This is a genomic window from Pseudoduganella sp. jia 9, assembly GCF_055502615.1.
Genome location: NZ_JBUPWE010000004.1, coordinates 23834 through 46424, shown reverse-complemented (window position 1 = coordinate 46424; position 22591 = coordinate 23834). Strand labels below are relative to the sequence as shown.

Genomic DNA, 22591 nt, shown 5'->3' with positions numbered 1-22591 from the left:
ACGCATATGCTGCAAGTCGAACATGTCAACCAGTACTACGGCTCGTCGCACACGCTGCGCGGCGTGTCGCTGACGGTGGAAAAGGGCCAGTGCATGGCGCTGCTGGGCCGCAACGGCGTGGGCAAGACCACGCTGCTGAAATGCCTGATGGGCGTGCTGCCGGTCGCCCGCGGCAAGGTAAGCTGGAACGGCCGCGACATCACGAAGCTGAAGCCGCACCAGCGCGCCAGGGCGGGCATCGCCTATGTGCCGCAAGGTCGCGAGATCTTTGCCCGGCTGACGGTGGAAGAGAACCTGACGATGGGAATGGCCACGCTGTCGTCCCGCGAGGCGGCCACGATCAGCGGCGAAGTGTATGAACTGTTCCCGGTGCTGAAGGAGATGAAGCACCGGCGCGGCGGCGATTTATCCGGCGGGCAGCAGCAGCAGCTGGCGATCGCCCGGGCGATGCTGCAGAAGCCGGGCCTGATCATCCTCGACGAACCCACCGAAGGCATCCAGCCATCGATCATCAAGGATATCGGCCGGGTGATCCGTCTGCTGCGCGAGCGGGGCGACATGGGCATCCTGCTGTGCGAGCAGTACTTCGACTTCGCGCACGAACTGGCCGACAAGTTCGTGGTCATGTCGCGCGGGGAGGTGGTGGCCAGCGGGGATGCGGCGGAGATGGGGGCGGAGCACGTGCGGCGGCATCTGGCGGTTTGATGCTGGATGTCGCGTATGGCACTGAAGCTACTGGGGTCTGTCCCCGGTAAGTGTTATCGACTCCACGAGTTGTCAGCGTTGTGAGGGGACTGACCCCGGTTTTTGCCGGCGTTGCATCGGCGCATCCAAAAACCGGGGTCAGTCCCCTCGTCAAGCTAACAGCAAGCTCTCTTTTCAACACTTACCGGGGACAGACCCCAGTTGCGCAACTGCCGGTAGCCACATCACACCGCTTCGGCGGCCGCCGGCGCGCTGGCCCGCATCCGGTTCAGCGCCAGGGCGGCGGCGGCTGTGCGGGTTTCCACGCCCAGCTTGTGGAACACGTGTTCGAGGTGCTTGTTGACGGTGCGCGGGCTGGTGCCGAGGATGTCGCCGATGTCGCGGTTGGTCTTGCCCATCATGACCCAGTGCAGCACTTCGGATTCGCGCTGCGTGAGCTTCAGCAGCGCCATCAGGGCCTGCACCCGCGCGGTATCGGATTCCTCGCGCAGCACGATCATCCACTGTTCACTGCCGAGGTCCGCCACCGTGAACACAAGCCGGCTGGCGCCGCGGATGATGGTCAGCGGCATGCTCTTGTCGCCGGCAAGCCAGGCGGCCAGTGCCGGCGGCGTGGCCTCCGCCGTGTCGAAATACTGGCCCATCCACTGCCGCGCCAGCGGCGTTTGCCAGACGATGCGGCCATTGTGCGGCGTCACCGCCAGCATCGCGTTGCCGAAGGCGTCGAGCGCGCTTCTGGCCTGGTTCATCAGCCGCGCCGTCTGCAGGTGGGCGGCGATGCGCGCCAGCACTTCGCTTTGCCGCACCGGCTTGGTCACGTAGTCGGTGCCGCCGGCGTCGAAGGCGGCGACGACGTGCTCCGGTTCCGTGAGCCCGGTCATGAACACGACCGGGATCGCCCGCGTGATCATGCTGGCGCGCAGGTGGCGGCATACTTCAAAGCCGTCCATGCCGGGCATCATCGCATCGAGCAGGATGATGTCCGGCACCAGTTGCCGGGCGCGCTCCAGCGCGGCGGGACCGTTGTTGGCGACGAGGACGGTGAAACCGGCTTCGTCCAGCGCGTCGTGCAGCACGGCCAGGTTTTCCGGCACGTCGTCGACGATCAGGACAACGTGGCTGGCATGCCGGTCAGGTGGTTTGCTTGACATGGTGTTCTCCCTGTTCCAGGAATCGTGACATCGCCTCCAGGTCGAAGCGGGCGGCATGGCCGCGCAGCGCTGCGACGAAGGCATCGTAATCGGGGGCCAGCGCGGCGATCTCGTCCAGCTGCGTGCGGATGCCGCGCACATAGCCTGAAGCGATCTGGTCGCGCAGCGCATCGAGTTGCGCGGCCGGCGGGAAACGCAGCGGCGCCGGTGCGATCGGTGCGGGCGCGGCCGGCGGGGCCTGCGTCAGCCATTCGAGCGCCAGCCGGCGGCCGATGCGTTCCAGCAGTTCCGCCACGTTGACGGGCTTGACGATGAAGTCCTCGGCGGGGATGCCGGCCGGGTTTTCCAGCGCCTTGTCGTAGGCATTGGCGGACACGATCAGGATCGGTACCGGCGAACCGTGTTCATGGCGGATGACGCGGCTGGCCTCCCAGCCGTCGATGCCCGGCATCGCCAGGTCCATCAGGATCAGGTCCGGCTGGACCTCCCGGTAAAGGTCGAGGCATTGCTGGCCGGACTGCGCCTGCGCCGTTTCAAAACCCAGCGGCGCCAGGATGTTGACGAGCAGCTCGCGGTCGACCTGCTCGTTGTCGACGACGAGGATCTTCCTGCGCGGCCCGGCGTAGCCGGTGCGGGCCGGGCCGCGCACGGCGGCCGGCGTGGCGCCATGCACGCGCGGCAGCCGCAGCAGGATGCGGAACGTGCTGCCGGTACCGGGCGTGCTGTCGAGCGTCAGCTCGCCGCCCATCATCTGCGTCAGCATCTTGCTGATCGGCAGGCCCAGGCCGGTGCCGGGTGCCGCGCCCGGCCCGTTGGCGGCGCTGCCGCGCGAGAACGGCTCGAAGATGCGCTCCGCCTCGTCGGGCAGGATGCCGGCGCCGGTGTCCGCGATGTCGAAGGTGACCAGGTCGCGCGCATGGCGCACGCGGAACGTGACGGTGCCATGCCGCGTGAACTTCACGGCATTGCCGAGGATGTTGATCAGGATCTGGCCCAGCCGCTTGCGATCCGCCCTCACCACCTGCGGCAGTTCGCCGGCCGGCTCGTAGCGGAATGCCAGGCCCTTGGCGGCGGCCTGCTGTTCGAACATGCGCACCAGCTGGCCGATGAAGTCGTGGAAATCCACTTCGCGGATGTCGAAACTGAACTTGCCGCCTTCGATGCGGGCGATGTCGAGCGTGCCCTCGATCAGCGACAGCAGGTGTTCGCCGCTGCCGCGGATCACGCGGATGGCCTGCTGGCGGTGCGCGGGAATTGCCGGATCGTTGTCCAGCAGTTGCGCGTAGCCGAGGATGCTGTTCAGCGGCGTGCGGATCTCGTGGCTGATGCCGGCGATGTAGCGGCTCTTGGCCTGGTTGGCTGCGTCGGCCTGTTTCTTGGCCAGCTGCAGGGCGGCGTCGGTGCGGCCGTGCAGTTCGATCTCGCGCTGCAGCAGGCTGGTTTGCCGGTTCGATTCCTCCTGCGCCACGCGCCGGCTGGCACCGGTGAGCACGAGCCACCACGCGACGATGCCGCTGACCAGCAGCAGCGCCGCGAAGATCTTCAGGTAGGCCAGCCGCAGCGCAGGCAGCAGCGCGGTCGCCGCCTCGCCCAGCGCCTTCTGCTCGTGCACGTACAACAGGCCGAGCAGGGCGCCCACGAACAGCACGGTGACCACCATCAGCATCAGGTAGTGGCCGAGTCCACTCGTCATGTAGGGCCACATCGACGCGGGCAGCAGTTTCTTCATTGCCCCTTCCCACTGGTGGGCGAAGCGGGCGTGCGGCTTGCAGGCATCGTCGCAGCGGGCATCCAGGCAGCAGCACAGCGAGCAGATCGGCCCCTGGTAGGCGGGGCAGTGCGCCATGTCCTCGGTTTCGTATTCCTTCTCGCAGATGCAGCAGACCTTGGTATGCGCATGTCCCCATCCGTGGGCCGGCCGCGACAGGTAATAGCGGCCGCCCGTGGCCCAGGCGATCAGCGGCGATGCGACCAGGGCGGTGCCCAGCGCGATAAAGGCCGAAAAGGCCTGCAGCTGCGCGCCGAACAGGCCGGTGAACGCGGCGACCGACAGCACGGACGCCAGCAGCATCGCACCGACGCCGACCGGGTTGATGTCATACAGATACGCGCGGCGGAACTCGATGCCGGGAGGGCTCAGGCCCAGTGGCTTGTTGATGACGAGATCCGCGACCACCGCCGTGATCCACGCGATCGCGATGTTCGAGTACAGGCCCAGTACCTGGTCCAGCGCCTGGAACACGTCCAGCTCCATCAGCAGCACGGCGATCAGCGCGTTGAACACGGCCCACACCACGCGGCCCGGATGGCTGTGCGTCAGGCGCGCAAAGAAATTCGACCAGGCCAGCGAACCGGCGTAGGCGTTGGTCATGTTGATCTTGACCTGCGAGATGACGACGAACAGCGCGGTCGCCAGCACGGCCAGCGTGGGATTTGAAAATACCTCGGAAAAACCGGCGAGGTACATCTGGTTCGGGTTCACCGCTTCGGCCAGCGAGGCGCCGCCCTTGATCGCCAGCAGCGCCAGCAGCGCGCCGCCCAGCATCTTGAGGATGCCGAGCACGATCCAGCCCGGCCCCGCGACCAGCACGCCCAGGTGCCAGCGCAGGCGGTTTTCCTTCGTCTGCTCCGGCATGAAACGCAGGAAGTCGACCTGTTCGCCGATCTGCGTGATCAGGGCCACCCCCACCGCGGTGGCGGCGCCGAACAGCAGCATGTTGAAGCCGCCATTGTCCGGCGACTGGCCGGTGAAATGCGCCAGCTCGCCGACGAGCTCCGGCTGCTTGTGGAGGATGGCGATGAACGGCAGCGCCAGCAGCACCAGCCAGATGGGCTGGCTGATCATCTGGATGCGGCTGATCAGCGTGACCCCATGGGTGACCAGCGGGATCACCACCAGCGCGCTGACGAGGTAGCCGAGATAGAGCGGCAGGTGGAAATACAGCTCCAGCGCATACGCCATGATCGCCGCTTCGAGCGCGAACAGGATGAACGTGAACGACGCGTACACGAACGATGAAATGGTCGAACCGATGTAGCCGAAGCCGGCGCCCCGTGTCAGCAGGTCCATGTCCACGCCGTGGCGGGCAGCGTAGTAACTGATCGGCAGGCCGGTCAGGAAAATGATCAGGCCGACGGTGAGGATGGCCCAGAACGCGTTGACGAAGCCGTAGTTGACGGCGATGGTGCCGCCGATCGCTTCCAGCACGAGGAACGAGATCGCGCCGAACGCCGTGTTCGATACGCGGAACACCGACCACTTGCGGAACGAGCGCGGCGTGTAGCGCAGCGCGTAGTCCTCGATCGTTTCGTTGGCAACCCAGGTGTTGTAGTCCCGGCGGATCTTGATGATGCGCTGGGGCGGCTCGCTCTCGGCGGGAACGCTTTGTTTTGGTGCGGCGGTCGTCATCGTGGCGGCTTCGATGCCCCAACTTGGGGCAATAGGAGGGTATGCGGGCAGTCATTGCCCGAGATTCATGGGCGCTGCAAGGCGCTTTATCTATCTGATTAGCAAGAACTTTGCCCGCTCAGCCATTGTGGATTCAAAGAACTATTCGATTGAAAGCTGCTCGGCCATGAGCGTAGAATGGCCGATCGCCCATAAATTCCCGCAGGAAAGCTCAATGTATAGAAAGAATCCAGTCCTGCATGAGCTGGCCACGCGGCCGCTGGAGCGTGCTTCCTGGGCCGGGCCCTATGCGATCCTGCTGCGCATGCTGCTGATCGGCCTGGCCGTTCTGTCGCTGTCGCGCATCGGCTTGATGGCATGGCAATGGCAGCGTGTCGCCACGGAAGGCATCCCGGTGCAGATGCTGGTGCAGGGCGTGCGTGCCGACCTGATCCTGCTTGGCTACCTGCTGGCCGTTCCGCTGCTGCTGGCACCGCTGCTGGCTTATCGCCGGCTGGCCGCACTGTGGCGCGGGCTGACGCTGGCATGGGCAACGGCCGCGCTGGTCTTCGTGGTGTTCATGGAGTTTTCCACGCCGCAGTTCGTGATGCAGTACGACGTGCGGCCGAACCGGCTGTTCGTCGAATACCTGTCCGACCCGGTCGAAGTGCTGTCGACCTTGTGGAACGGATTCCGCATCGCGGTGATCCTCGGCATGGCCGGCACCGTGCTGCTGGGCGTGGCCATCCACCGGCTGCTGCGCGCCGGATCGGCGCGCGTGACGATGTGGCCGGCCTGGAAGCTGTTGCTGACATGGCCGCTGATCTGCCTGGCAGTCGTCATGCAGATCCGCTCGACGACCGCCCACCGCCCGGCCAACGCGGCCCTGTTCGCGCTGACCAGCGATGCGATGGTCAACTCGCTGATCATCAATTCGCCGTGGTCGATGCTCGAAGGCCTGGCCTCGATGCTGGAAGAAAAGACGTCGTCGGAAATCTATGGCGACATGGACCGGGCGCGCGTGCTGGCCGAGGTGAAGGCGGTGCCGTGGCTGCGCGATGTCCGTTTCACGGATCCGGCGCTGCCCACGCTGCACCGCCAGGAGCCGGCGATCCGCCGCGACCGGCCACTGAACCTGGTGATCGTGCTGGAGGAAAGCCTGGGCGCGACCTTCGTGCAATCGCTGGGCGGCCTGCCGCTGACGCCGGAACTGGAAAAACTGAAGAACGAGGGCTGGTGGTTCGAGCAACTGTATGCGACCGGCACCCGGTCGGTACGCGGCATCGAGGCGGTGGTGGCGGGCTATGCGCCCACGCCGGCGCGCAGCGTCGTCAAGCTGTCGCTGTCGCAGACGAACTTTTATACGCTGGCGGCCGGGCTGGGCCAGCAGGGCTACCACACGGAATTCGTGTACGGTGGCGAGGCGCACTTCGACAATATGCGCAGTTTCTTCACCGGCAACGGCTTCCAGAAGATCGTCGACCGCAAGCAAATGAAGCCGAAGTTCACCGGCAGCTGGGGCGCCTCGGACGAAGACCTGTTCGACAAGTCGCTGGAACGGCTGAAAGCACTGCACAAGGAAGGCAAGCCGTTCTTCAGCCTGATCTTCACGTCGTCGAACCATGAGCCGTTCGAATTCCCTGACGGGAAAATCGCGCTGCACGATGCGGACAAGCAGACGGTCAACAACGCCGTCAAGTACGCCGACTTCGCGCTCGGCAAGTTCATCGCGGCAGCCAAGCGGGAAGACTACTGGAAGGACACCGTGTTCCTGATCGTGGCCGACCATGACAACCGCGTGTACGGCAATGCACTGGTGCCGGTGAAGAAATTCCACATCCCCGGCCTGATCCTCGGCGCGGACATCGCGCCAAAGCGCATCGCCACGATGGCCAGCCAGATCGACCTGGGGCCGACGCTGCTGTCGCTGATGGGCGTGGCCAGCGAACACCCGATGATCGGGCGCGACCTGGTGCGCGACAGCACGTCGCCGGGCCGGGCACTGCTGCAGTTCAATAACTACTTTGCTTATCTGGAAGGCAGTACCGCCACCGTGCTGCGGCCTTCCGGCAGCCCCTTGCTGGGCCACTACGACATGGCGACGGGCGAATTCGACAACGATGCGGCCGGCAAGCCGACGGCGGCCCAGGTGGAACGGGCGATGGCGCACGTGATGCTGCCGTCGCTGATGTACCGGGAAGGTGTGTACCGGTTGCCGCCAGGCAGATAGCCGTGTGTCATGGCTTGCCGAAGCCGTACTTCGCCAGGATCGCCTGGCCGGCGCCGGACGCCGCATAGCCGGCGAACTGGCGCGCCAGTGCCGGCTGCGGTGCGTTGGCGACGATGGCGATGGGGTAGCGCACCGGCGTCGCGGTCGGAATCGTGGCCACGGCTTTCACCTTGTCTTTTTGCGCCATCACGTCGGTGGCGTAGACGAAGCCCGCATCGACTTCGCCGCGCGCCACGTAGTCGAGGCTCTGTCGCACCGACGTGCCGAAGACGAATTTCGCTTCCAGGCCCGCCCACAGCCCCGCCTTCGTCAGCGCCTCCTGCGTGTAGCGGCCGATCGGTACGCTGGCCGGATTGCCGGTGGTCAGCCGCTGCGCACCGCGCAGGTCCGCCAGCGAAGCGATCCGGCTGCCCGCCGGCACGATCAGCACCACCGTGTTGCTGACGAAATCGCGCCGCGTGCCCGGTGCCAGCAGCTTCAGGTTCTCGGCCTTGTCCATCGCTTCCTGGTCGGCGGAGGCAAACACGTCAACCGGTGCGCCCTTGGCGATCTGCTGTACGAGCGGATCGGAGGCGGCAAAGTTCAGCAGCACGCGGTTGCCCGGGTGGGCCGCCTCGAACGACTGCGCCAGTTCCTTGAACGCATTGGTCAGGCTGGCGGCAGCGGAAACGGTCACATCGGCGGCGCCGGCCAGCATCGGGATCGCCGCCGTGAATACCGCGGCAAGAAATTTTTTTCGCATCGTCGCTCCTGGTTGTGGAAGGCGCAATATACATGAGTATATAGCGCTGCCACCAGCGACGCGTTGACTCCCGCTGGCTATTTGGCGTAGTCGGTCAATATGGTTGGGGTCAGCGTGTGGGGGAGTGCCTGGCTTGACGGCTTGCCGCCAGCCGGTGCGCGTCGGGAAGCGCGGCAGGGAGCCGAGGCGCGAGCGCACCGCGGCACCCGATTGGATGGCGAGCGGTGCGCGGCAAACGACGCCTGCCTTATTCCTGCTTGTCCTTCAGCGCCTGCAGTTGCTCGCGCAGTTGCGGGCCGTTGAAGTGCGTGTAGTCCTTGTTGAACTCGGTCTTGATCAGGTCTTTCAGCTGTGGATCGATGACCGTGCGCAGTGTGCCCAGGAATTGTGGCGAGGCCGAAATGACCAGGTGGGCAAAGCGGCCTTCCTGGTGTGCCTTGCTCAGGTAGGAGGAAATATCCTTGGCGAATTTCACTGCCTCGGCCTCGTTGGGAGTGACAGCTGGCTGGTACTGCTTGTTCGGCGCGCCCGAATTGGCATTGTGCGCGATGCCGGGCGCCTGGTTGCCGCTGCCGATGTTGTGGCTGCTCTTGGCCGCGGCCGTGGGGCCGGCCTGATCGGTGACGACGTCCGAGATGCTCTGCTTTGCGCCGGGACTGACCATGTCTTCGATTTCCTGCAGGGGTTCGGTCAGCGCGGATTCCTCGAAGATCCTTGCCCGGCCTGCGTTGGCCGTGATAATCCAGGTTGGTTTCATGCTATTCCAGTCTCGTTATGTGATCGTGAATAGTATGTTTCGGCGATGGGACACCGCCGGAAACAAGCGCAGTGCCATGAAGTCCGCATGCCCGCCGCGCGGGCCAGGAACGCCGGCTGCCATCCGCATGCCGGTCATGGCGAGGCCAGTATAGCCCCGGCGCCGGAACCCCGGCGCACCAACGCGGCGGGGGGGCGGCCCCGGGCGAAACAGCCGGGCTGCCGGTCCGCGAACCGTGCGCGCGCCGGCGCGCGACTTGCGCACAATGTGCCGATCCAAGATCACAGGAGGGCATGATGGCAAACGAACAGAAAGACTTGCAGAACGGGGGCGGCCAGGGCGCCGGCAATGCGCAACGGGCAACCAACCAGGATACGCTGGCCGAGCAGGGCGCCCGGCCGGTGCCGGCGCAGCCGGCACCGGCGGCGCCGGGTGCCGAAGTGGTGGGCGCCGCCGGTGGTACCGATGCGTCCGCGGCGGCAAAGCAGCCCGGTAGTTCCGGCCCCGGCGGCAAGGGATTGCGCGATGACGGTGTCGACGCGACCGGCATGCCGGGCACGCCGGGTGGCACGGTGTCCACCGACCGGATGAGCCCCGCGACCGATTCGGCGGCGGCCGGCGGCACCGGCCTGGGCGAGGCGGCCAGCGCCGCCGATACGCGCACCGGCACGGGTACGTCGTCCGGCCATGGCACGTCGCTGACCGGGGGCGGGCAGCAGCCCTGACGCTCCCTGCGACCGCTCAGCCGGCCGGCTGGGCGGCGGGCCGCTCCGTGGCGACCCGCACATCCGGCTTGGCGCCCGCGGAGAACTTTTCCTGCATGTATTCGAGGAACGCCCGCACGCGCGGGCTGAGGTGCTTGCGGCTTTGCCAGGCCAGGTAAAGTGGTTCCTGCCCTGGAGGCTGGAATGCCGTAAGCACCGGTACCAGGAGCCCCGCGGCGAGGTCGTCGCCCACATGGAAGCGGGCCAGGCGAACGAGCCCGAGCCCCTGCCGCGCCAGTGCCAGTAGCATGTCGCCTTGGTTCGCGCCGAGGTTACCCTTTGCCGTGACCATGCGGGGCCCGTCCTCCTGCATCACCGGCCACAGGTTCCAGTCGGCGCGGTGGCTGAAGTTGATGCAGTTGTGCCGTGCCAGGTCGTCCGGCGTTTGTGGCGTGCCATGGCGCGCCAGGTAGGCAGGGGCAGCGCACACGATCCACGGGCTGTCGAGCAGGCGCCGCGCCACCAGCGAGGAATCGGGCAGCGGGCCGCCCTGGATCGACACGTCGATGCGCTGCTCGACGAAATCGACCGGCTCATTGGTCAGGTGAAACTCCACGCGCAGCTTCGGGTAGCGGGTCAGGAACTCGCCAATTACTGGCGCCAGCTGGTGCTTGGCGAAGCTGACCATCGAATGCACGCGCAGCGTGCCGCTGACCGTGCCCGAACAGGACAGCACGGCGTTTTCGGCGCTGCTCAGAGCCGCGAAAATCTCCTGTCCTTCCTCGTACAACACCCGGCCTGTGTCGGTAGGCGTCAGCATGCGCGGCGTGCGGTGGAACAGCCGCACGTCGAGCCGGTCCTCCAGCCGCGAAACCAGCTTGCTCACTGCCGACGGCGATAGCGCGAGGCGGCGCCCGGCCGCTGAAAAGCTGCCCGTCTCGACGGCCGCCAGGAACACCTCCAACTCGCTCAACTGAATCGTCACCGGCTCTCCGCTGCTGTGAATTTTCGTCATAACCCATTGACGATTATCGCATTGCGGGCGTACCCCGCGCGCCGCAAGATAGGACATCACCGTGCGTACAACGCACCTTCCCAGCGATAAAACAAGGAGATCCAGCGTGTCCAAGTCCACCGAACGTACTCACCCGAAAAACCTGGTCGGCTTCCCCCAGCCGCTGCCGCGCTTCGCCATCAACGACCTCGTCGTGCCGGATGCCGTGCCGGAGGACGAACGCGAATGGGTGCCGCAGGCCCCGAACGTGTGGTTTCGCCCGCTGATCCTGAACGTGACGCAGGGCTATTTCGTCAATGTGCTGCGCGTGCGAAAAAGCGGCGTGCTGTCGCGCCACCGCCATGACGGCCCGGTGCATGCCCACGTGCTGAAGGGCCGCTGGTATTACCTCGAGCATGACTGGACCGCGATCGAGGGCTCGTATGCCCACGAGATTCCCGGCGAGATCCACACGTTGTATGTGCCGGAAGACGTGAGCGAAATGATGACGCTGTTCCACGTGACGGGGGCTTACACCTACCTCGACGAGGAAGGCAGGCCGGTCGGCTATGAAGATGTGTTCACCAAGCTCGAAGCCGCGGTGAAGCACTACGAGGCAGTCGGCCTCGGTACCGATTACGTCCGGCGCTCCATCCGGTAACGGCAGCACCCCGGTTCCAGCAGCGCTAGCCCGAAACAGGAGACAGCCCGCCGTCCGGCGGGCCAGAACAATCAAAAGGAGCAGCAACATGAGTACCGACACCAGCGGCATCGCCGGCGCCCTCGCAGGCACCACTGCACAACCCGATGAACTGTCCAGGCAACAGTCCAGCGAACGTGCCAGCGAAGTGGCCACCGTTTACCGCAAGGTCAACCTGCGCCTGATCCCTTTCCTGTTCATCTGCTACGTCGCGGCTTACCTCGACCGCATCAACATCGGTTTCGCGCAACTGCAGATGAAGGCGGACCTGGGATTCAGCGATGCCGTCTATGGACTGGGTGCCGGCATCTTCTTTTTCGGCTATGCGCTGTTCGAGGTGCCCAGCAACCTGCTGCTTGAAAAGATCGGCGCCCGCAAGACGCTGTTGCGCATCATGGTGCTGTGGGGCCTCACTTCCGCCGGCATGATGTTCATCACCACGCCGGCCCAGCTGTATATCGCGCGATTTCTGCTCGGCCTGTTTGAAGCCGGTTTCTTCCCCGGGATCATTCTTTATTTCACCTATTGGTATCCATCCGGCATGCGCGCCAGGATCATTGCACTGTTCATGTCCGGCATGGCGGTGGCAGGCATTATCGGCGGGCCGCTGTCGGGCTGGATCATGAACGACATGGCCGGCGTCAACGGCTGGGCCGGCTGGCAGTGGATGTTCCTGCTCGAAGGGTTGCCAGCAGTGCTGCTCGGCGTACTGGCCTGGTTCGTGTTGCAGGACCGTCCGCGCGACGCCTCCTGGCTGTCGGCGCGCGACAAGGAAGTGATCGAAAACACCCTCCAGCAAGACCGGCAGGCACTGGGCCCGGCTCACCATGGCTCGCTGCGCAACGCCATGCGCGATCCGAAAATCTACATTCTCGCGTTCGCGTACTTCACGTTTATCGCCGGCACGTATGTGATCACGTTCTGGCTGCCCGCCATTGTGAAAAGCTTCGGCGTCAGCGATCCACTGCGCATCGGCATGCTCACGGCAATCCCGTACATCATCGGTGCGATCGGCATGGTCGTGCTGGGCAAGAGCTCGGACCGGACCCGGGAGCGGCGATGGCATGCGGCCGGCGCGGCTTTCCTCGGTGGCGCCGCGCTGGTGGTCTCGACACTGGTTCCCGGAAACCTGACGCTGGCACTGGTTGCTCTGTCATTCGCGGCAATCGGCATCCTCGCGACGATGCCGCTGTTCTGGGCGATGCCTGCGGCCTATCTGTCCGGACCTGCCGCGGCTGGCGGGATCGCGCTGATCAATTCGCTCGGCCTGGTCGGTGGCTTCGTCAGCCCGTTCGTGATCGGCTGGTTCAAGACAACGACGGGCAGCGTCGACGGTGGCTTGTATTTTGTGGCGGCAATGATGGTGCTGGGCGCGATCGTGCTGCTGGTGGGGATCCCGGCAAAGTCGCTGCGAGAAAAGCGCACGAACTGAAAGGGAATGCAAAAACGCCGCCCGCGGGCGGCGTCGTGTGCTCAGGCAGTGGCGATCAGATCACGCCCTGCGCCAGCATCGCATCGGCCACCTTGACGAAGCCGGCGATGTTCGCGCCATCCACGTAGCTGACGCTGCCGTCCGGCCGCGCGCCGTACTTCAGGCACGCGGCATGGATGCCCTGCATGATCTGCAGCAGGCGGGCATCCACTTCCTCGCGCGGCCAGCTGATGCGCTCGGCGTTCTGGCTCATCTCCAGGCCGGACGTGGCGACGCCGCCGGCGTTGCTGGCCTTGCCCGGCGCGTACAGCACGCCGGCGGCCTCGAAGGCTTTCGCCGCTTCGATGGTGGACGGCATGTTGGCGCCTTCGGCCACGCACAGCACGCCGTTCCTGATCAGCGTCGCGGCATCGTCCGCATCCAGTTCGTTCTGCGTGGCGCAGGGCAGGGCCACGTCCACCGGGATATGCCACGGCCGCACGCCCGCCTCGAACCGGCTGCCGGTACGCTCGGCGTAGTCGCTGACGCGGCCATAGTGATGGTTCTTCACTTCCATCAGGATCGCCAGCTTCTCAGGCGTGAAGCCTTCCTCGTCGATCACGGTGCCGCTCGAATCCGAGACGGTGATGACCCGGGCGCCCAGTTCCATCGCCTTTTCCACCGCGTACTGCGCCACGTTGCCCGAGCCGGACACGCTGACGCGCAAGCCTTCGAAGGTGCGGCCGCGCGTTTTCAGCATCTCGTCCGCGAAGTACACGGTGCCGTAGCCGGTCGCTTCCGGGCGGATCAGCGAGCCGCCGAAACTCAGGCCCTTGCCGGTGAACACGCAGTCGGCGCGGTTGCTGAGCTTTTTCATCATGCCGGCCATGTAGCCGACCTCGCGGCCGCCCACGCCGATATCGCCGGCAGGCACGTCGGTGTCCGAGCCTACATGGCGGAACAGCTCGCTCACGAAGGCCTGGCAGAAGCGCATCACTTCGCCCGGGCTCTTGCCTTTCGGATCGAAGTCGGAACCGCCCTTGCCGCCGCCCATCGGCAGCGTCGTCAGCGCATTCTTGAACGTCTGCTCGAAGGCCAGGAATTTCAGCACGGACAGGGTGACGGAAGGGTGGAAGCGCAGGCCGCCCTTGTATGGGCCGATGGCCATGCTGTGCTGGATGCGGTAGCCGCGATTGACCTGCACCTGGCCGTGATCGTCGACCCAGGAAACGCGGAACATCACGACCCGTTCGGGTTCGACCAGGCGGTCCAGCAAGCCCTGCTCGGCATATTTCGGATGCGTTTCGATGAACGGCCACAGGCTTTCCATCACTTCGGTAACGGCCTGCAAGAATTCAGGCTGGCCAGGATTGCGGTCGGCAACGTGCTGCAAGAACTGGTGTACGGAGGCGTATTTCATGGTGAATCCCAAAGAACGAAAGGCGTCGCTGCGGAAGTGACGGTGGAGAGGCGGCACAGAAATGGTGCATTTGCGCACCATTCGCGTGCATTGCAATCCGATAATAACAAATAAAGATGATTCGGCAAAAGAGCCGGACGCAAAATAATAGTGCGTAAAGGGTGCCTAATTGTCGGGCCGATTGCCGGGACGGGTTCGAATCGCCACCGCGGAGCCGGCAGCGCCGCGTGGGGAGGTTCCGCCGCCATGGCCGGATGCGATACTCGCCCAGACCGATTTTGCGGTGGTAAGCTGTTTATATTGTTACTCCAATAGGATTGCCATGAAACCGCTGTTCTCCTCCGACGAAGAAGCGACCGCAGCATCCGTTGTGCCTGCGGCGCCCCTGATCCCTGCCGTCACGGCGAACAATCCGCCGGTATCGCGCCAGGAGGCAAGCGCGGCTCCGCTGGTCCGTATCGATATTTCCGGTATCGACGACAAGGCCATCGAGTCGCTGGGCGGCTCCACCGGCGCCGGCGTGGCGAAGGTGTCGGCCAAGTTGCTCGGCACCGTACGCGCGTCGGATGCGGATGTGTTCGGCACGCAGCTGAACGAACTGATTGCCACGTCGAAGGGCCTCGATCCGGCCAAGCTTCGTTCGGGTGGCATGATGTCGCGCCTGACGAACATGTTCGGCTCGGTGAAGGAAAAGATGCTGTCGCAATACCAGGTGGTCGAATCGCGCATGGATACCCTGGTTGCCGAGATGACGCGTCATGCCAACGTGCACCGGGGGCGCATCCAGGATTTCGATGAGATGTACAAGGGCCTGGAAACGTACTACCAGGGCCTGGATGCCGACGTGAAGAAGGGCGAGAACTGGGCGGCGCACCTTCGCCAGGCAATCGCGCAGCAGGCTGCGCCGGTGAATGCGTTCGAGGCGCAGCAGGCCACCGAGCTCAAGCGCCGTCTCGAACGTCTTGAAAAGCGCGTTGACGATTTGCGCCGCGCCATGCTGATGGCGACCCAGATGGTGCCGCAGATCCGGCTGTCGCAGGACAATGCCCGCGCGCTGACGGATACCTTCACCGATATCGTCAACGTGTCGATTCCGGCCTGGCGCAACGTGTTCTCGCTGTACCTGCTGCAACTGGAGGCCAAGCAGAGCGCGGCGGTTGCCAATGCGGCCTACGACGCGACCGACGCGGCCTTCCGTGCCCAGGCCGACATGCTGCTGGAGAATACCGAGACGGTGGCCCGCGCCAAGCAACGTTCGCTGGTCAGCCTGGAAACCGCCCAGCACGTGCAGACGCAGCTGGTGTCGGCCTTCGACAAGCTCGAGCAGATCTCGAACGAAGGCCAGCAACGCCGCAAGGACGAGCTGCCGAAACTGCAGGAGCTGGAGCGCGAGCTGATCGCGCGGTTCTCGGCCACCACGCCGGCCGGCGCCTGACACGGCCGGCGCCGATTGCTCCCGCTGCGCATTCCAGCGAAAATAGTATTCTCACCATGAAAGGAACACCATGTCGACGACGCTTGCTACCGGCCATCGCATCAACCTCGAAAAATCCGCTCCGGGCTTGAAGCGCGTTCGCATCGGCCTCGGATGGAAGGTCAATGCCGCCGACGGCCAGCCGTTCGACCTCGACTCGTCGGTATTCCTGTGCAGGAAGGATGCGGACGACCACCCGGTCATGCTCAGCAACGCCCACTTCGTGTACTACAACCACACCACCTCGCCGGATGGCGCCGTGGTGCACTCCGGCGACAATCGCACGGGCGACAAGGATGGTGACGACGAAGTCATCACCGTCGACCTGGCCCGCGTCGAGGCGGAAGTCATGGAGATGCCTATCGTGGTCACCATCCACGATGCCGAGGCGCGCAAGCAGACCTTTGGCCGCGTCAATGACGCCTACGTAAAGGTGTACAACGACGAGACCGGCGAAACGCTCGCGCAGTACGACCTGGACGAAGACTACTCGGACAAGACCGCGCTGCAGTTCGGCTCGCTGTACCGCAAGGATGGCGAATGGCGCTTCCAGGCCGTCGGCGCCGGCTTCAAGCTGAACCTGGCGACCTTCATCCGCAAGCTCGGCGGCACCGTCTGAGGACGGCACCCGCCGCGCGGCCCTCATTTCAGGAAGCGCTCGTGGCACCCGACGCACGTTGCCGATGACTCATCAGACGCCCAAGGCATTCGACTTCGGCGAGGAGCCCGATCCCGATCCCGTTCCCGCGCCGGATCGGCGTCCGGCCGGACCGCAGGCGTTCGATTTCGGGGCCGTGCAGGATGCCGCGCCGCCAGCGACCCACACTCCGCCGAGGCCACTGTCGTTCGACGACTTGCCCGCCGCGCCGCCACCGTCAGGCGCGCCACCGAAAGCCGGGGCCAGGCCGCTGTTCGAAAGCGAGGACCATCCCGCGGTGCGCGACGCCCTGGCCATCGCCAGGGCCAGCTATCCAGTCCTGTTCGAACAGTCGGAGCAGCGCCTTGCCGCGCTGTTCCGCCGCATCCTGCCGGTCAGGCTGGCCCTGGTGACAGGGTGGGCGGAAACGCCGTTGATGGAGCAGGCCGCGCTGCTCCAGCCGATCACGGAGCTGGTCTTGAAGTTCGCCCGGATGGCGGTGCCCGCGCTGCTCGATGCCGCGCTGGAAAGCAGCAGGGCGACGCCGGGCGTGTTCGGCAAGCTGTTCCGCCGCCCGGCATCGCCCGCCCAGTACAAGCCGGCGCTGACGGCGTCGCGCACGGAGCTGCTGCAACTGATGGTGGACAGCGAAGCCGCCATGCGCAAGCTGGAAGCCTCGGCGCAGAACCTGACCTTGCACTGGACTGTGCTTGCCGTGGTCGCCGAGCTTGCCGGTGGCGCGGCGGATGCAACCTTGCTGGATGCGCTCATGCAGCGCCGCACGCTGATCCAGCAGGCCATGCGCCAGGCCGAGCTGTCGATGCTGCAGATGGGGCAGGTGCGCCAGCAAGCCGTCGACCTGATCGGGCAGGTGTCTTCTTTCCTGACGGTTACCTTGCCCGCGCTGGAGATGGCGCAGGCGCAGGCGCAGGGCGGTTCCCTCAAATGAAAACGCCACCCGAAGGTGGCTGGAAGGTTTCCTTGTCGCCTGCGCTTACTTGTCGGGAGCGTTCGCTGCACGGGCGCGCGGAGGATTTCCCTGCCTGTAAGTGCGCTTGGGGTGGATGACCATGCGTTCGACCAGGTCCGCGAGCGCCTTGCTGTGATACATGTCGATGCACTTCAGGAAATCGAACCTGACTTCACGAACTTCCTGCTCGACGAGTGGATTGGAATAGTCCCGCGCCAGATACCTGTCCACCAGTGACTTGACGGCATCGGGACTTTTCTCGAGGTCGAAATACGTCCAGTCACGCAGCGCGCTGACACTGCTTCCCGCATCCCTGGCCGCGCCCGCCTCGTTCCGGTAAGCCTGCGCCATGCAGGTCGCCAGTACCATGTCCTTGTAATTCTGGGCATGGGTCCGGCTCCCAGCCTCTGGAGAGTTTTCTTTCAGGTCGGCGGCGTGACACGTCGATGACAACAAAGTAAACATCACCAGGGTCACGCCGAACGGGATCGATTTCATCGCAAACTCCAGAAATTGGCACGATCCGTGCGGAACTTTGCCTCAGGCTCGTTGAAGTAACAGTGATCGTAGCAGGATCGGCCGCGGCCCATTCGTCCTACCAGGGTAGTTCTTCGCCGTTGTACGATCTGAAGGATCCGCTGTCGGCAGGTGCCAGCGCATCCAGCACGCGCAGCATGTCGGCAGCGGCATCCTCTGCCGGCCGCCCGATGGCTTCGCCGCGAAACGGTTGCGACAGGCGCGAATTGACAGTGCCCGGATGCAAGGCAACCAGGACGCTGTTCTTCTGGCTGCGTGCGGCTTCGATGGCAGCTGTCTTGACGAGCATGTTGAGCGCGGCCTTGGACGCGCGATAGCTGTACCAGCCGCCCAGCCGGTTGTCGCCGATGCTGCCCACCTTTGCCGACAACATGGCCATGATGGCGCGCTCGCTGGCGAGCAGCGGAACGAAATGGCGCAACAGCAGTGCCGGGCCGAAGGTATTGGCCCGGAAGGTTGCCTGCATTTGCAGGTAATGAAGGTCGGCCAGGCGCTTCTCAGGCATGAAGGCCTCGCTATGAAGTATCCCTGCCGCATTGATGATCAGGTGGAAGCGCCGGTCGCCACCAAGCACGCGTGCCGCCTCGGCAATGCTGTTTTCGTCGGCAAAGTCGACCGGCGGCGTCGAGTGGCGATGCAGGCCATGCACCGACGCACAGCATGGCGAATTTTCCAGCAGGTCGACGAAGGCCGCGCCGATCGTACCCGAGGCGCCGATGACCAGCGCGTTGAACCCGTGGGGAAGACTGTTCATCATGCTGGAATGCTCCATTGCAAATGTGCAGGGCGCCAGGCCGCGCCGGGATGGCTATTCTGCCCGGATTGCGGAACAGGCATGCACACGGCGTGCGCTGCCGGACCGGGTTCCAACGCTCGCGCGGCGTTTTGCCCGCAACTGATCGAACAGCCCCGGACCCGGAGAGTTGTTAGAATCTGCCGTAGTTTTTCAACGCCCATTTGCAGGAGTACAAAATCCTACGGTTTTTAATCAGAGCAGTGATCCGCATGCCAAAGCTGGCGATCGCTGTTGCGTTGCTGGTGCTGGCAGTGCTGGCCGGCTCGATGACCTACACCGGCTACCTTGTCATCGGCGTCCTGGCCGATCTTCTCGGCACCGGGCGGTTCATGGCGGGGCTGCTTCTCGGCGTTCTCTTTGCAAGATTCCCCTTGTTCAGCAAAGGCAAGCTGCGCATTGTCGGCCTGTTGCCCAAGCCGGCCCGCCGGCCACTGATCGTTGGGCTGCTTGCACTGAGCCTGCTGACCTTCCTGTCGCGTGGCGAGTACGTGCCCGCATCGTTTACCGGTTTCGCGACCGCTTTCGTGATCGGATTCCCGTGGCTGAGGCGAGCCATCTTCGATCGGATGTTGTCGTCCGTCTTCAAGTTTACCGGCCAGAAGCCTTCCGGCGGCAACGACGACACGGTCATCGAAGGCGAGTTCAGGGAGAAGAAAGACTGAGGGGTGATTGTTTCCGGTTTGGCGAATAATCGCCGGGACTGACATCCGCCACCCTGCTGATGCATGGCAGTGAGCTAACATACGGCTCCCAGCACAGCCGCCTCGCCCAATGAAACGCAAGCTCATCCCTGTCACCATCGCTGGCCTGGCCATTGGCGCCCTGGCCTGGGCGCTGGTCCAGAACATGCGAGGTCCGGCCCTGGCCGGTTACGAAGTCGCGGTGCGGCCGCTGGTGCAGACTGTCGTGGCGACCGGCCGCGTGGCGGCCTTGTCCCGCGCACAGGTCGGCAGCGCGGTCACCGGCGTGGTGATCGAACGGCGCGTGCGGGAGGGCGATCTGGTACAGCCCGGCGATGTGCTGGCGGTGTTGCGCGCCGACGATCTCGATGCGTCGGTGCGCGAGGCGCAAGCCTCGCTGGCACAGCTGCAGCAGTCGACCCGTCCACAGGCGCAGGCCAGCCTGCGCGAGGCCCAGGCGAGACTGGAGCAGGCCAGCCGCGAAGCCAGGCGCCGCCGCGATCTGTTCCAGCAGCAGATGATCACCCGCGAGACGATGGAACAGGCGGTACAGGCGGAGACCGTGGCGCGCACGGCAGTCGAGCAGGCGCAGCTGACAGTCCGCTCGCTCGTGGCCGGCAATCCCGGCGAGACAGCGGCGCGCGCCCGCGTCGCCAGCGCCCAGGCCCAGCTGGCCAAAACCACCATCCGCGCCGAAGTCGCCGGCACCGTGCTGATCCGCAACGCCGAGCCGGGCGACCTGGTGCAGCCCGGGCGGGTCCTGTTTGAAATCGCCCGCACCGGCGACACCGAGGTCGTGGTGCCGCTGGATGAAAAAAACCTGGCAGTGCTGGCTATCGGCCAGGCCGCCACGTGCATCGCCGACGCCGATCCCGGGCGCCCGTTTCCTGCCAAAGTCAGCTTCATCGCCCCCAGCGTCGATCCGCAGCGCGGCACCGTGGATGTTCGTCTCGCGGTCAACCCGGTCCCCGATTTCCTGCGCGAGGGTATGACTGTTTCCGTGAACGTGGAAACCGGGCGGCGCGACCGTGCCATCGTCGTGCCCAACGACGCACTGGCCGCGGCGGACGGCGATCAAGCCACGGTGTGGCTGGTGAGCGATGGCCGCGCCATGCGCCGCCAGGTGCGGCTCGGCCTGCGTGGCCTGACCCAGACGGAAGTCACGGCCGGGCTGCGGGACGGCGACCGCGTGCTGGCCGATGCGCAGGCCGCGCTGGAACCGGGCGACCGGGTGCGCGTCGTGCCGACCGCCCTGACCGCCGACCCTGCCACGCGCAAGGAACTTCCGGTCAAGCTGGACTGATGCCATGTGGATCGAGTGGACTATTGCCACCAGGTTCCTGCGGGAGGGCAGGGTGCAGAGCACCCTGATTCTGGTCGGCATCGCCGTGGGCGTGGCAGTGATCGTCTTCCTTACCGCATTGATTACCGGACTGCAGGCCAACATCATCAACCGCACGCTGGGCACCCAGGCCCACATCAAGGTACAGCCCCCCGAAGAGTACAACCGCACCTTGCCGCCCGCACCGGGCACCGCGCAGCTGCTGCTCGAGAGCAAGCGTGCCCAGCGCCTGCGCTCGATCAATAACTGGCAGCAGGTGCGCGATGTGCTTGATACGATGCCGGGTGTCACGGCCGTGTCGCCGCTGATTTCGGGACCGGCGTTCGCGCGCCGCGGCGCGGCGCTCCAGTCGGTGGCGCTGGTCGGCATCGACCCGCAGCGCTACCTGCGCATCATCCCGGTCCAGGAAGACATCGTCGCCGGCGTGTTTCGCATCGGCGCGGGCGACACCGTGATCGGCAAGCAGCTGGCGACCGACCTCGGCATGCGCGTCGGCGACAAGCTGCGCCTGGACGGAGGGCAGGGACGGGAGAGCGTGGTGAACGTGGCCGGCATCTTCGAGCTGGGCGTGCGCGAGCTGGATGCGCGCTATGTGTACCTGGACATGAAGCAGGCGCAGTCCCTGCTCAACCTGCCCGGTGCGGCGACGATCATCGACGTGACGGTGGAGGACATTTTCGATGCGCAGGCCGTTGCCCTGCGGATTGCCCGTCTCACGGGCCTGAAGGCGGAAAGCTGGATGGAAACCAACAGCCAGCTGATGAACGCCTTGCGCTCGCAGAGCCTCTCCACGCGGATGATCAGCGCTTTCGTGGCATTGAGCGTCGCGCTGGGCATTGCCAGCGTGCTGTCGGTAAGCGTGGTCCAGCGCACCCGCGAGATCGGCATCCTGCGCGCGATGGGGACCACGCGGCAACAGATGCTGGGCGTCTTCCTGGTCCAGGGAGCGATCTTCGGCCTGGCCGGTTCGCTGCTCGGTGCGCTGGCGGGATATGGCCTGGTGAGCGCCTTCAACATTTTCGGCCCGAAGCTGTTCTATATCCCCATCAACCCGTGGCTGCCGGTGGCCGCGACCGCGCTGGCAACGGTCACCGGCATCCTGTCGGCGGCCGTGCCGGCGCGCCGTGCCGCTGCGCTCGACCCGGTGGAGGCGATACGCCATGTCTGAACACATGATTGAGCACAATCGCCGCGAGGAGGTGCTGCGGCTGGACGGCCTGCGAAAAAGCTACAACATCGGCAAACCCACCGAAGTGGAAGTGCTGCACGGCCTCGACCTGCGCCTGCAGCGCAGCGACTTCGCCGCACTGGTGGGCGCTTCCGGTTCGGGCAAGAGCACGCTGCTCAATGTGCTCGGCCTGCTGGACCGCCCCACGGCGGGCGAGCTGGTCCTGCTCGGCGAGCCTACCCGGAAGATGGACGACGCCCGGCGCACCGCGCTGCGCGGCAGTGCAATCGGCTTTGTCTTCCAGTTCCACCATTTGATCCAGGCCTTCACCGCGCTGGAGAACGTGTTGATGCCGCTGATGGTGGCGACGGGCAAGCCGACGCGCGAACAGGTCGAACACGCCCGGACCCTGCTTGCCCAGGTTGGCCTGGAGGGGCTCGACCAGCGCAAGCCCGACCAGCTTTCCGGCGGCCAGCAGCAGCGCGTGGCCGTGGCCCGCGCGCTGGTCAGCCGCCCGGCGCTGCTGCTGGCTGATGAACCCACGGGCAATCTCGACACCAGGTCCGCCGCCGAAGTCTTCCAGCTGTTTCGTACATTTAACGCGGAGTTTGGCTGCGCGGTGCTGCTGGTCACGCACGATCCGCGCATGGCCGAACAGTGCGACCGCACGATCACGCTGGTCGACGGCAATATCGAGAGCGATGAAACAACGGGATAGCGGAAACGAAGCGCATGCGGGGAGTTGTCGTCTCCCGAATCGGCACCGTGGCGGCCAAACGGATTCA

Annotated in this window: 20 protein-coding genes; 12 read left to right on the top strand and 8 right to left on the bottom strand. The window is 65.2% G+C overall.

What is annotated here, in order from left to right:
- The first annotated feature begins 6 nt into the window (after positions 1-6).
- A complete protein-coding gene (urtE, locus tag ACY34H_RS05185; protein ID WP_464976424.1) occupies positions 7-705 on the top strand; it encodes an urea ABC transporter ATP-binding subunit UrtE in 699 nt (232 codons plus the stop codon).
- A 224-nt stretch (positions 706-929) separates the two neighbouring features.
- Here the strand turns inward: urtE and ACY34H_RS05180 are convergent, their stop codons facing one another.
- Complete coding sequence (locus ACY34H_RS05180) at positions 930-1856, bottom strand: response regulator (protein ID WP_464976423.1); 927 nt, start codon at positions 1854-1856, stop codon at positions 930-932.
- Positions 1837-5265 carry a hybrid sensor histidine kinase/response regulator gene (locus tag ACY34H_RS05175; protein ID WP_464976422.1) on the bottom strand — a complete coding sequence of 1143 codons (3429 nt, stop codon included), beginning with the start codon at positions 5263-5265 and terminating at the stop codon, positions 1837-1839. The genes ACY34H_RS05180 and ACY34H_RS05175 overlap by 20 nt, the downstream gene beginning before the upstream one ends.
- A 214-nt stretch (positions 5266-5479) precedes the next feature.
- On the opposite strand from ACY34H_RS05175, the gene ACY34H_RS05170 reads away from it, so the two are divergent.
- On the top strand, positions 5480-7474 hold the full coding sequence (locus ACY34H_RS05170; protein ID WP_464976421.1) for an LTA synthase family protein: 1995 nt from the start codon (positions 5480-5482) through the stop codon (positions 7472-7474).
- Between the two features lie 7 nt (positions 7475-7481).
- Here ACY34H_RS05170 and modA read toward each other — a convergent pair whose 3' ends face one another.
- Together modA and ACY34H_RS05160 are read right to left on the bottom strand one after the other, a co-directional pair.
- Positions 7482-8216, bottom strand: a complete 735-nt coding sequence (gene modA, locus ACY34H_RS05165; protein ID WP_464976420.1) for a molybdate ABC transporter substrate-binding protein — start codon at positions 8214-8216, stop codon at positions 7482-7484.
- Between the two features lie 247 nt (positions 8217-8463).
- Positions 8464-8973, bottom strand: coding sequence for a host attachment protein (locus ACY34H_RS05160; protein ID WP_464976419.1), 510 nt, complete (start codon positions 8971-8973; stop codon positions 8464-8466).
- A gap of 293 nt (positions 8974-9266) precedes the next feature.
- Between ACY34H_RS05160 and ACY34H_RS05155 the strand changes: the two genes are divergently transcribed.
- Entirely contained in the window at positions 9267-9698 is a 432-nt protein-coding gene (locus tag ACY34H_RS05155; protein WP_464976418.1) for a hypothetical protein, read from the top strand.
- Positions 9699-9714: 16 nt separating this feature from the next.
- On the opposite strand, the gene ACY34H_RS05150 is transcribed toward ACY34H_RS05155, so the two are convergent.
- Positions 9715-10662: a LysR family transcriptional regulator gene (locus tag ACY34H_RS05150; RefSeq protein WP_464976417.1), complete on the bottom strand. Its 948-nt coding sequence runs from the start codon at positions 10660-10662 to the stop codon at positions 9715-9717.
- 136 nt (positions 10663-10798) lie between these two features.
- Here ACY34H_RS05150 and ACY34H_RS05145 point away from each other — a divergent pair, with 136 nt between their 5' ends.
- Together ACY34H_RS05145 and ACY34H_RS05140 are read left to right on the top strand one after the other, a co-directional pair.
- Positions 10799-11332, top strand: coding sequence for a 2,4'-dihydroxyacetophenone dioxygenase family protein (locus ACY34H_RS05145; RefSeq protein ID WP_464976416.1), 534 nt, complete (start codon positions 10799-10801; stop codon positions 11330-11332).
- An 88-nt stretch (positions 11333-11420) separates the two neighbouring features.
- Positions 11421-12803, top strand: coding sequence for an MFS transporter (locus ACY34H_RS05140; protein WP_464976415.1), 1383 nt, complete (start codon positions 11421-11423; stop codon positions 12801-12803).
- Between the two features lie 55 nt (positions 12804-12858).
- Here the strand turns inward: ACY34H_RS05140 and gdhA are convergent, their stop codons facing one another.
- Positions 12859-14202, bottom strand: coding sequence for an NADP-specific glutamate dehydrogenase (gene gdhA, locus ACY34H_RS05135; RefSeq protein WP_464976414.1), 1344 nt, complete (start codon positions 14200-14202; stop codon positions 12859-12861).
- A gap of 322 nt (positions 14203-14524) precedes the next feature.
- Between gdhA and ACY34H_RS05130 the strand changes: the two genes are divergently transcribed.
- The 3 genes from ACY34H_RS05130 (at position 14525) to ACY34H_RS05120 (ending at position 17262) form a co-directional block, all read left to right on the top strand.
- Positions 14525-15637 carry a toxic anion resistance protein gene (locus ACY34H_RS05130; RefSeq protein ID WP_464976413.1) on the top strand — a complete coding sequence of 371 codons (1113 nt, stop codon included), beginning with the start codon at positions 14525-14527 and terminating at the stop codon, positions 15635-15637.
- Positions 15638-15707: 70 nt separating this feature from the next.
- A complete protein-coding gene (locus tag ACY34H_RS05125) occupies positions 15708-16295 on the top strand; it encodes a TerD family protein (RefSeq protein ID WP_464976412.1) in 588 nt (195 codons plus the stop codon).
- A gap of 64 nt (positions 16296-16359) precedes the next feature.
- Positions 16360-17262 (top strand): hypothetical protein, encoded by a 903-nt coding sequence (locus ACY34H_RS05120; protein ID WP_464976411.1) that lies wholly within the window; start codon positions 16360-16362, stop codon positions 17260-17262.
- A gap of 45 nt (positions 17263-17307) precedes the next feature.
- On the opposite strand, the gene ACY34H_RS05115 is transcribed toward ACY34H_RS05120, so the two are convergent.
- Together ACY34H_RS05115 and ACY34H_RS05110 are read right to left on the bottom strand one after the other, a co-directional pair.
- Positions 17308-17781: a type VI secretion system amidase immunity protein Tai4 gene (locus tag ACY34H_RS05115; protein WP_464976410.1), complete on the bottom strand. Its 474-nt coding sequence runs from the start codon at positions 17779-17781 to the stop codon at positions 17308-17310.
- A 97-nt stretch (positions 17782-17878) separates the two neighbouring features.
- Complete coding sequence (locus ACY34H_RS05110) at positions 17879-18574, bottom strand: SDR family NAD(P)-dependent oxidoreductase (RefSeq protein WP_464976651.1); 696 nt, start codon at positions 18572-18574, stop codon at positions 17879-17881.
- Between the two features lie 251 nt (positions 18575-18825).
- Between ACY34H_RS05110 and ACY34H_RS05105 the strand changes: the two genes are divergently transcribed.
- The 4 genes from ACY34H_RS05105 (at position 18826) to ACY34H_RS05090 (ending at position 22524) form a co-directional block, all read left to right on the top strand.
- Positions 18826-19278, top strand: coding sequence for a hypothetical protein (locus ACY34H_RS05105; protein ID WP_464976409.1), 453 nt, complete (start codon positions 18826-18828; stop codon positions 19276-19278).
- Positions 19279-19387: 109 nt separating this feature from the next.
- Complete coding sequence (locus ACY34H_RS05100) at positions 19388-20599, top strand: efflux RND transporter periplasmic adaptor subunit (protein ID WP_464976408.1); 1212 nt, start codon at positions 19388-19390, stop codon at positions 20597-20599.
- Between the two features lie 52 nt (positions 20600-20651).
- Entirely contained in the window at positions 20652-21806 is a 1155-nt protein-coding gene (locus tag ACY34H_RS05095) for an ABC transporter permease (protein ID WP_464976407.1), read from the top strand.
- Positions 21799-22524, top strand: coding sequence for an ABC transporter ATP-binding protein (locus tag ACY34H_RS05090; RefSeq protein WP_464976406.1), 726 nt, complete (start codon positions 21799-21801; stop codon positions 22522-22524). The genes ACY34H_RS05095 and ACY34H_RS05090 overlap by 8 nt, the downstream gene beginning before the upstream one ends.
- Positions 22525-22591: the final 67 nt, after the last annotated feature.

Coding starts and splice junctions, on each gene's coding strand:
- urtE (WP_464976424.1), top strand. CDS start 7: ATGCTGCAAGTCGAACATGTCAACCAGTACTACGGCTCGTCGCACACG.
- ACY34H_RS05180 (WP_464976423.1), bottom strand. CDS start 1,856: ATGTCAAGCAAACCACCTGACCGGCATGCCAGCCACGTTGTCCTGATC.
- ACY34H_RS05175 (WP_464976422.1), bottom strand. CDS start 5,265: ATGACGACCGCCGCACCAAAACAAAGCGTTCCCGCCGAGAGCGAGCCG.
- ACY34H_RS05170 (WP_464976421.1), top strand. CDS start 5,480: ATGTATAGAAAGAATCCAGTCCTGCATGAGCTGGCCACGCGGCCGCTG.
- modA (WP_464976420.1), bottom strand. CDS start 8,216: ATGCGAAAAAAATTTCTTGCCGCGGTATTCACGGCGGCGATCCCGATG.
- ACY34H_RS05160 (WP_464976419.1), bottom strand. CDS start 8,973: ATGAAACCAACCTGGATTATCACGGCCAACGCAGGCCGGGCAAGGATC.
- ACY34H_RS05155 (WP_464976418.1), top strand. CDS start 9,267: ATGATGGCAAACGAACAGAAAGACTTGCAGAACGGGGGCGGCCAGGGC.
- ACY34H_RS05140 (WP_464976415.1), top strand. CDS start 11,421: ATGAGTACCGACACCAGCGGCATCGCCGGCGCCCTCGCAGGCACCACT.
- gdhA (WP_464976414.1), bottom strand. CDS start 14,202: ATGAAATACGCCTCCGTACACCAGTTCTTGCAGCACGTTGCCGACCGC.
- ACY34H_RS05130 (WP_464976413.1), top strand. CDS start 14,525: ATGAAACCGCTGTTCTCCTCCGACGAAGAAGCGACCGCAGCATCCGTT.
- ACY34H_RS05125 (WP_464976412.1), top strand. CDS start 15,708: ATGTCGACGACGCTTGCTACCGGCCATCGCATCAACCTCGAAAAATCC.
- ACY34H_RS05120 (WP_464976411.1), top strand. CDS start 16,360: ATGACTCATCAGACGCCCAAGGCATTCGACTTCGGCGAGGAGCCCGAT.
- ACY34H_RS05115 (WP_464976410.1), bottom strand. CDS start 17,781: ATGAAATCGATCCCGTTCGGCGTGACCCTGGTGATGTTTACTTTGTTG.
- ACY34H_RS05110 (WP_464976651.1), bottom strand. CDS start 18,574: ATGAACAGTCTTCCCCACGGGTTCAACGCGCTGGTCATCGGCGCCTCG.
- ACY34H_RS05105 (WP_464976409.1), top strand. CDS start 18,826: ATGCCAAAGCTGGCGATCGCTGTTGCGTTGCTGGTGCTGGCAGTGCTG.
- ACY34H_RS05100 (WP_464976408.1), top strand. CDS start 19,388: ATGAAACGCAAGCTCATCCCTGTCACCATCGCTGGCCTGGCCATTGGC.
- ACY34H_RS05090 (WP_464976406.1), top strand. CDS start 21,799: ATGTCTGAACACATGATTGAGCACAATCGCCGCGAGGAGGTGCTGCGG.